This window comes from Candidatus Zixiibacteriota bacterium (assembly GCA_020853795.1).
GTDB lineage: Bacteria > Zixibacteria > MSB-5A5 > CAIYYT01 > CAIYYT01 > JADJGC01.
In genome coordinates this window covers 1-8,378 of record JADYYF010000199.1, presented here as the reverse complement: position 1 = coordinate 8,378, position 8,378 = coordinate 1, and the positions used below count along the sequence as shown (strand labels likewise).

General features: G+C 58.7%; 6 protein-coding genes. All 6 read left to right on the top strand.

The features are described from left to right. Positions 1–26: 26 nt before the first annotated feature. The gene (gene fusA, locus IT585_14890; protein MCC6964536.1) at positions 27–2,108 is read left to right on the top strand and encodes an elongation factor G; all 2,082 of its coding nucleotides are present in this window, start codon (positions 27–29) and stop codon (positions 2,106–2,108) included. A gap of 197 nt (positions 2,109–2,305) precedes the next feature. After that, on the top strand, positions 2,306–2,881 hold the full coding sequence (locus IT585_14885; GenBank protein MCC6964535.1) for a hypothetical protein: 576 nt from the start codon (positions 2,306–2,308) through the stop codon (positions 2,879–2,881). 426 nt (positions 2,882–3,307) lie between these two features. After that, the gene (locus IT585_14880; protein MCC6964534.1) at positions 3,308–3,949 is read left to right on the top strand and encodes a hypothetical protein; all 642 of its coding nucleotides are present in this window, start codon (positions 3,308–3,310) and stop codon (positions 3,947–3,949) included. A gap of 157 nt (positions 3,950–4,106) precedes the next feature. After that, positions 4,107–5,474, top strand: coding sequence for an NAD(P)/FAD-dependent oxidoreductase (locus IT585_14875; GenBank protein MCC6964533.1), 1,368 nt, complete (start codon positions 4,107–4,109; stop codon positions 5,472–5,474). A 107-nt stretch (positions 5,475–5,581) separates the two neighbouring features. Next, positions 5,582–7,321 carry a thrombospondin type 3 repeat-containing protein gene (locus IT585_14870; GenBank protein MCC6964532.1) on the top strand — a complete coding sequence of 580 codons (1,740 nt, stop codon included), beginning with the start codon at positions 5,582–5,584 and terminating at the stop codon, positions 7,319–7,321. A 323-nt stretch (positions 7,322–7,644) separates the two neighbouring features. Then, positions 7,645–8,378, top strand: a 734-nt coding sequence (locus tag IT585_14865) for a S8 family serine peptidase (GenBank protein ID MCC6964531.1), incomplete at its 3' end; no start/stop codon positions are given.

Genomic DNA, 8,378 nt, shown 5'->3' with positions numbered 1-8,378 from the left:
GGCCTTTTTCCACAGAGGAGCTGACCTTGAAAGAGTACCTTGCTGAGCAAATTCGCAATATCGGAATAGTCGGACACGGTTCGAGCGGCAAGACGACGCTGGCGGAATCACTGCTGTTTATGGCCAAGGCGATCCAGCGCCAGGGCAAGGTGGACGACGGTTCGTCGGTCTCGGACTACAGCGAAGAGGAAATGCGCCGGAAAATCTCCATTTCGGCCACCCTGATGCACGTCGAGTACAAGGGCAGCAAGCTCAATTTGGTGGATATGCCGGGCTTTGCCGATTTCTGCGGTGAAGTGGTTTCGGGTCTGCGCGTCGTCGACACGGCGTTGCTGGTTGTGGACGCACTCTCGGGGCCGGAATCCGGCAGCGAATACGCCTTCGACATGGCGGAAAAGTATAAGTGCCCGCTGGCGATCGTGGTCAACAAGATCGAAAAGGAGCACGTCAACTTCGCTGCCACCATTAATAAGATTCAAGAAATCCTGTCGCCGCGCGCATTGCCGGTGCAACTTCCAATCGGCGAGGCGCTCAATTCGAAGGGCTTCGTCGACGTCCTGAAACTCAAGGGCTACGAATACGGCGCCGACGGCAACGTCAAGGAAGTGCCGATCCCGGGCGACATGGAAGCAGCCTGCAAGGCGGCGCGCGAGAAGGTGATGGAGGCGGCGGCGGAAGCGGATGATGCGCTGCTGGAGAAATTCTTCGAGGCCGGCGAGTTGTCGGCCGACGAGCTGGATACTGGTCTGCGGAAGGCGATCGCCAAACGTGTGCTCTTCCCGGTTCTGATCACCTCCGCGGCTTCGAACCGGGGCACGACGGCGCTGCTCGACTTCGCGCTGACTTACTTCCCGGCGCCGAACTTCGTGAATGAGATCAACATCCTGCGCGACGGCAAGGTCGCCGCAATGAAAGTCGGCGAAGACCAGCCGCTGGCCGTGTTCATTTTCAAGACGGTGGCGGAGCGGCACGTCGGCGAATTGTCGCTGTTTCGGATATACTCCGGCCATCTCAAGCCGGGCGATGAAGTTTTCAACGCCAATCACAACAACGCCGAGAAGATCGGGCAGATCTTCGCGCTCAACGGCAAGGAACGCAAGGATATGCCGGGCGTCCATGCCGGCGACCTCGGCGCGTTCGTGAAACTACGCGACACGCGCACCGGCGACACGCTGTGCGCCAAAGCCAATGCTCTGCAGCTGCCGCCGATCGAGTTCCCCGAACCGACGATCGAATTCGCGGCGGTGGCGGCCTCGAAGGGTGAAGAAGACAAAATCAGCGCGGGTCTGACCGCGCTCACGCACGAAGACCCGACCTTCCAGTACGAAATCAATCCGGAGTTGCACCAGACCATCCTCAAGGGGCAGGGCGAACTGCATCTGGATGTCATCACCAAGAAGCTGAAAGCGGCCTACAAGATCGAAGTCGACTTGGTGCAGCCGAAAATCCCGTACCGCGAAACCATCACCCGCAAGGGCGAGAAACAATATCGCTACAAGAAACAATCGGGCGGTCGCGGGCAATACGGCGACGTGTCGCTCAAGTTCGAGCCGCTGCAGCGCGGCGGCGGATTTGAATTCGTCGACGCCATCACCGGCGGCGTGATTCCGGCCAAGTTCATCCCCTCGGTCGAAAAGGGCATCATCGAAGCGATGGAGCAGGGGATCGTCTCTGGCAACAAAGTGGTCGACGTGAAAGTGACGCTGTTCTACGGATCCTATCACGATGTCGATTCCTCCGATATGGCCTTCAAGATCGCCGGGTCGATTTGTTTCAAGACCGGCACGACCGAGTGCAATCCGATTTTGCTGGAGCCGATCTACGACGTCGAAATCCTGGTGCCGGAGCAATACACCGGCGACATCATGGGCGATATGTCCTCGCGGCGCGGGAAGATCATGGGCATGGAACCGGCCGGGAAGTATCAGCGCGTTAAAGGCCAGGCGCCGCTGGCAGAGCTGTACAAGTATTCGACCAGCCTGCGCTCGATGACCGGCGGCCGCGGCCGGCACATCCAGCGCTTCAACCACTACGATCCGGTACCGCGCGAAATCGCCGACAAGATCATCGCCGAGTACGAGAAAACGCGGACGGAAGAAAAACATTAGTCCGCGCGGACGATACGAAGTTGAGACCGGGACTGGCCTGCACGGCCGGTCCCGGTCTTGCTTTCGGGAAGAAGTTTGTTGTTGACCGCGTTACTCGATGTTTGTACGGTGGGAACGCGCTCCACTTGCGGCCGCAACCGCCGGAGCAGACTCAAACTCGCAGACGCTTTACCTGTCATATCCGAAAGGAGAACCCCATGAGAAAACTACTGATGTCGACGCTGATCGTTGCGATGCTCGCCTGCAGTCCGCTGGCGGCGCAGGGGCTCAAGAGCTGCATGATGGTCGGACCCTACGCCGGGTACACGATCGGCTTCGGCGATGCCTTTGATGACTACGAAATCGGCAACGTCAAGTACTCCAACGGCCCGAACTTGAACTTCGGCGGCAACATTCACTACGGTCTGTCCGACAAAATGATGATCGGCGGCGACCTGTACGTACAGCGGTATTCCGGCAGTGCCGAAGGGCCGGGCATTGATATCTCCGAATCGGATACCGAGCTCAACTTCTTGTTCAGCGGGTTGTATGCACTCAGCTACATGAAGGCCTCGATGCTGCTCTTGAACGCCGGCGCCGGAATCTACGGCGACGAGAGCACCGAGTTCGGCATCTATGGCGGCATCATGTACGAGAAGATGGTCGGCCGGACGATGTCCTTATTCGTTAATCCCCGGCTCCATTTCGTGCTGGCCGATGAGACAGTAACCATGTTGCAGCTTGCCGTCGGTCTGCACTTCTGGCTGGGCAACACCGGCTCACCGATGAATTAGTCGTCACTAAGTACTGAGATTCTGCCTGGGCTGGTTAGTGCCTACCCAGGCAATTCTATGCCAGTTAACCTGTTGACAGAAAAGAGATTACTCCGTAAAAAGCGACTAAAACGATCCTAATGTGTTGAAAATTTTTGTTGCGTTGAAACATATAAGAGATTGAATTCGCTCCGAGATGGAGAGAGCCGGGTCGCTTTGACTTCGGCCGGAATGCGCTAACTCGATGAATTCGAAGGAGAGTGATCGCCGCCACGACTTCTAAGGATGGATGTCGTCCCGCTGGATTGTTTGGCCGCAGATGGCCGGCGATCGAGGCGCGGACGGTGAACGATTTCACAAACTGGACACCAACGAAAATTGTACTTACTGTCGTAATTGATGGAATGAATGGATAGACGACCAAACATCAACGAAAGGATTCACACAATGAAGCGATTCATGATCGCACTGCTCGTTCTGGCGATGGCGGCTTCCGCGTTCGCCGAAAACCCGGTTGCCAAGGGAATGCTCTTCATGGACGGTGCCTGGACGGCTAATTTTGCCAAGTCCGGCGGTGACCTGTGGAAAGATGGCAACGGCGACACTCCGACCTACCTGCAGCTGAACCCGACTCTGGGTTACTTCCTGGCTCCGGGTATCGCTATCGGCGCCACTGTCATGTTTGAAAACTGGAAGTGGGGCGACACGAAGACCACCACTTTCGGCGCTGGCCCGAAGGTTTACTGGTTCCCGACCGCGAAGAACGCCGACGATCCGAAGGGCAAACTCTTGCCGTTCATTTCCGGGTCGTTCGTCTACGCCCAGGACAAGTTGGAAACTCCGTCGTTTACTGAAGAGTCAGGAACGGACGAGACCAAGACTACCGGATATCAGGCTCGTCTCTCCGGCGGCGGCGTGTGGATGCTGACCAACGGATTTGGCGTGCACGGCGAAGCCTACTTCGAACTGCAGAATGCCAAGGCTAAGTACACACCGGCCGGCGGCACTGAACTCGAAGGCGACGGCGTAAGCGGCAACGAATTCGGTATCATGATTGGCGTGCTTGGATTCTTCGGTACCGCGAAGTAATCAGTTTACTCATTGAGTTCTTTGAACGGCGGACATTGACGTCCGCCGTTTTTTTCTTTGTGCGAATCGATCCCCCCGCAAATCCTTTGTGAAAAATGGAACAATCGGCTCTATTTTGCGTTGATTTGGGAGAGAACTATGGCAAGGAGTGGTGGCGATGACCTTCAACATCCCCGTAACCAACAAGCCGCGGCTGGTGATCGTCGGGGGCGGGTTTGCCGGCCTGAATCTGGCGCGTGGCCTCAAGCGCGCCGATCTGCAGATCGTCGTGCTCGACAAGAACAACTACCACACCTTCCAGCCGCTCTTGTATCAGGTTGCGACGGCGGGGTTGGAGCCCGACTCGATCGCCTACCCGCTGCGGAAAATCCTGCGCAAACAGAAAAACGTGATCTTCCGCATGGCCGAGGTCACGCGCGTCTTCCCGGAGAGCAACGAGATTGAGACCAGCATCGGCCGCATCAGGTACGACTATCTGGCGATCGCGACCGGCAGCAAGCCCAACTTCTTCGGCAATCAGGAATTGAGCCGCAAAGTGATGACGCTCAAATCGATTCAGGACGCCTTCGATTTGCGCAACTTCATCCTGCAGCGGTTTGAGCAGGCGCTCCTCACCAGCGACATGGCCGAACGCGATGCCTTGCAGACCTTCGTCATCGTCGGTGGCGGTCCCACCGGCGTGGAGCTGGCGGGCGCTTTGGGCGAACTCCAGCGGCACATCCTCCCGAACGACTACCCCGAGCTTGATTTGCGCCGCATGCAGATTCACCTGATCGAGGCTGCGCCGCGCCTGTTGCCGACCATGTCGTCGGCGGCCTCCGACAGCGCGCGCAAGTTTCTCGAAAACCTCGGCGTTACGATCTGGTTAGGGAAGCCGGTCAGCGACTATGACGGCCACCAGGTGCATCTGCCCGACGGCAAAGCGATCCGCAGCGAGACGGTGATCTGGACCGCGGGCGTACTGGGGGCGCCGATTGCGGGATTGCCGGCAACAGCGCTGGCACGTAACGGACGGATCTACGTGGATGAACAAAATGCAGTCAATGGGTTGGAGAACATCTTCGCCCTCGGCGACATCGCGACCATGACGACCGAGAAGTATTCACGCGGCCATCCGATGGTGGCGCAGCCGGCGATCCAGCAGGGGCGGCATCTGGCCGCCAATCTGCGGCGGCGGCTGCACGGCGAGCCGATGCGGCCGTTCGTGTACCGCGATCCGGGTGATCTGGCCACGATCGGCCGCAACCGCGCGGTCGCCGATCTCGGCCGCCTGCGCTTTCAGGGTTTCACGGCCTGGCTGCTGTGGATCTTCATTCACTTGATGAATCTCATCGGCTTCCGCAATAAGTTGGTCGTCCTGATCAACTGGGTGTGGAACTACTTCACCTACGATCGCGGCATTCGCCTGATATTCCGCGGTTTTCGCGAGCCGGCCGGCGGACGCGACCAGCCAGCGAGCCAGCCGGAACTTCCGGCCGCGTTCGCATCCGTTGATGCTCGCGCGCGGCAGAATTCGCCGTCTTGACACTTTCCATCAAATCGCTATACTGCGGGCAGATTGTTCTGCGCGCGGCGGGATAAGTCCGCCGTCGCGATAACCGAGCTAAACCTTCTGCATAAAGTCTTGCCCCTATGTTCTCGCGCATTCCCGGCCTTCGGTATCAGCGGCTCGCCATCATAGCTGCAATCATCGTCAGTCTGTTTACCTCCTCGCTTCTGGGCGATTGGTGCGGCACGACCGAGCACTATTACGCCAAGAACGATCGGCGCCTGAACAAGAATCTGGCCGCCTGTCCGCTGGAGGGCCCGTGCGACGATCCGGCCAACCGCAATGCGGCGATTCCTGCGCCGAATGCGCCGTTTACGCACCTGCACCTGATGATCCACATCTTCCGCAACGATGACGGCTCGGGCGCGGTTTCCGACGAGGCGACCGTGATTAGCCAGATGGCGGAACTCAATCGCGACTATGAGCCGTCGCGGATTCACTTCAGCTACGACTGGCGCTTTGTCAATGACAGCCGCTATGTCTCGATGGACGAAAACGAATTCTACCCGATGAAGGACCAGTACGCGCTCGATCCCGAACACCAGATCAACGTCTTCGTCGGCTACGTCGAACCCGGTTACTCGTACGGTACGTTCCCCTGGGATCCCGAATGCCTGACCAAGCAGGGCGGGATCGTCATGACCACGCCGCACTTCTTCCGCTCCAGCAGCACACTCTCGCATGAAGTCGGCCACTGCCTCGGCTTGTGGCATACTTTCCACGGTGTATCGGAGGTGGCCTTCTGCGGTCCGTGCTATGAGCGCGTCGACGCTGCCGATCGCGATGTGCTCGGCGACTTCTGCGCCGACACGCGGCCGACACCGTTGAACAACTATTGCTCGGAGGTCACTTCGAGCGACGGCTGCAGCGGCGGCATCCCATGGGCCCCGACCGACCGCGACAACTTCATGAGCTACTCCAGCGACCCCTGCTGGGCGCGCTTCACGACGCAGCAGGCGGGACGGATGCACTGCTGGCTGGCGGGTGTGTTGGCAAGCTGGAAATGCAACGGCACGCCCGACAGCGACGGCGATCTGGTCTCCGACCTGTGCGACAACTGCGTCAGCACCGCCAACAGCGATCAGCTTGATGTCGACAAAGACTACATCGGCGACGTGTGCGATAACTGCGTCGATACCGACTTCGACGGCATCGGCAATCCCGGCATCGTCAGCCCCGGCTGTCCGGCAAGCGACAATTGCCCCGATTCCGCCAATGCCGATCAATTGGACACCGACGCCGACGGCTACGGCGATGTCTGCGACAACTGTCCGGAAATCTACAATCCCAACCAGCGTGATTCCAACGAGGACGGCGTCGGCGATCTGTGCGACGGTCTCCTGCACATCATGACCGACAGTCTCCCTGCTGGTCACGTGGGGTTTCCGTATGCTACGCAGTTGGCGTCGCTCAACGGCGTCCCGCCGCTGAACTGGATGCTCTTCGGCGGCGACATCCCCTTCGGCTGCGACTGGGAAGGCGGCCCGGTTGGAAGAATCTCCGGCACGCCGACCTACGCGGCCACCTTCTACATGACCTTCGTCCTCGAGGACTCCGGTAATCCCAAGCAGTCGGACACGATGAGCTTGTCGATCGTGATCAATGAGCCGCCCTACGTCTGCGGCGATGCCGACGGCAACAAACGTGTCGATTTCTCCGACGCGGTGTTCATCGTCAATTACATCTTCGCCAATGGCAGTGCACCCGATCCGGTCGCCTCAGCGGATGTCGACTGCAATCTGCGGCTCGATATCGGGGACGCCGTTTTCCTCGTCAACTACTTCTTCAACAACTTGGTGCCGCCTTGCGCCGGCTGTAAATAACGCCGTCTTCGCAAGTGACTGCGGCACGTCTACTTGGCATCGAGCAGCGCGGGAAACTTCGGCAAGTGCAGTGGCGCCGCTATGATTTTCACATTTTTCGTCTGATGACGCAGCGGGAAAAGGCGGACGGAAGAGGCGTTTTTGTACTACAGTCGTTGACAAGATCGTTTTGGCAGTTATATTGCTTTAGTCAAGCTGGATATATACTTACGTCGATCTTCCGGTTGACCCGCCGGCGGGTCGAAGATGTCTTTTCCATGCACCGATAAGAGAAAATGACGAACGTTTTAACCCACCCTACCCGGTACCTATAGGAGCAACCCATGAATCAAAGAGCGCTATTGTGTCCGCACGGACTTTTCCGCGGAGCCCTGGCGTTGCTGGCGGTGCTTGTGGCCTTTGCCGCGACTGCCCAGTCCCAACCCGTGGCATTTAACGAGCCGACTTACGAGCCGAATCAGATGATGATTCAGGTGAATCGCTATGAGTCGGCGCGGTCGATTGACGAGGCGTTCGCCGCCTTCAATCTGCGCGCCGTCGAGCTCCTGTCGCCGGATCTCAACGTCTGGCTATATGAGTTCAACGATGCGGGGATGCAGAAGGCGGATCGCGAACAGCTGCTGGAAGCCGTCAAGGATCATCCGGCCGTGCTGGTGGCGCAGTTCAATCACCATATCGCGTTGCGGGCGACATACCCGAACGATCCGCGCTTCAACGAGCAATACGCTCTGCATAACACCGGGCAGTCGGGCGGCACCGTCGATGCGGATATCGACGGACCGGAAGCGTGGGATATTACTACCGGCGGCGTGACCTCGACCGGCGATACGATCGTTGTCGCGATCGTGGACGGCGGCTGCGACATCGCGCACCCGGATATTATGTGGTTTAAGAATACCGACGAGATTCCCAATAACGGCATCGATGATGATGCCAACGGCTACATCGACGATTACGACGGCTGGGATGCCTACGCCATGGACGGATCGGTGCCCTCCAGCTCGCACGGCACGCACGTGGCCGGCATCGCGGCGGCGCACGGCAACAATGCCCTCGG

What these genes read in the sequence shown, in the direction of transcription:
- IT585_14885 (MCC6964535.1), top strand. Translation starts at nt 2,306, where the DNA reads ATGAGAAAACTACTGATGTCGACGCTGATCGTTGCGATGCTCGCCTGC.
- IT585_14880 (MCC6964534.1), top strand. Translation starts at nt 3,308, where the DNA reads ATGAAGCGATTCATGATCGCACTGCTCGTTCTGGCGATGGCGGCTTCC.
- IT585_14875 (MCC6964533.1), top strand. Translation starts at nt 4,107, where the DNA reads ATGACCTTCAACATCCCCGTAACCAACAAGCCGCGGCTGGTGATCGTC.
- IT585_14870 (MCC6964532.1), top strand. Translation starts at nt 5,582, where the DNA reads ATGTTCTCGCGCATTCCCGGCCTTCGGTATCAGCGGCTCGCCATCATA.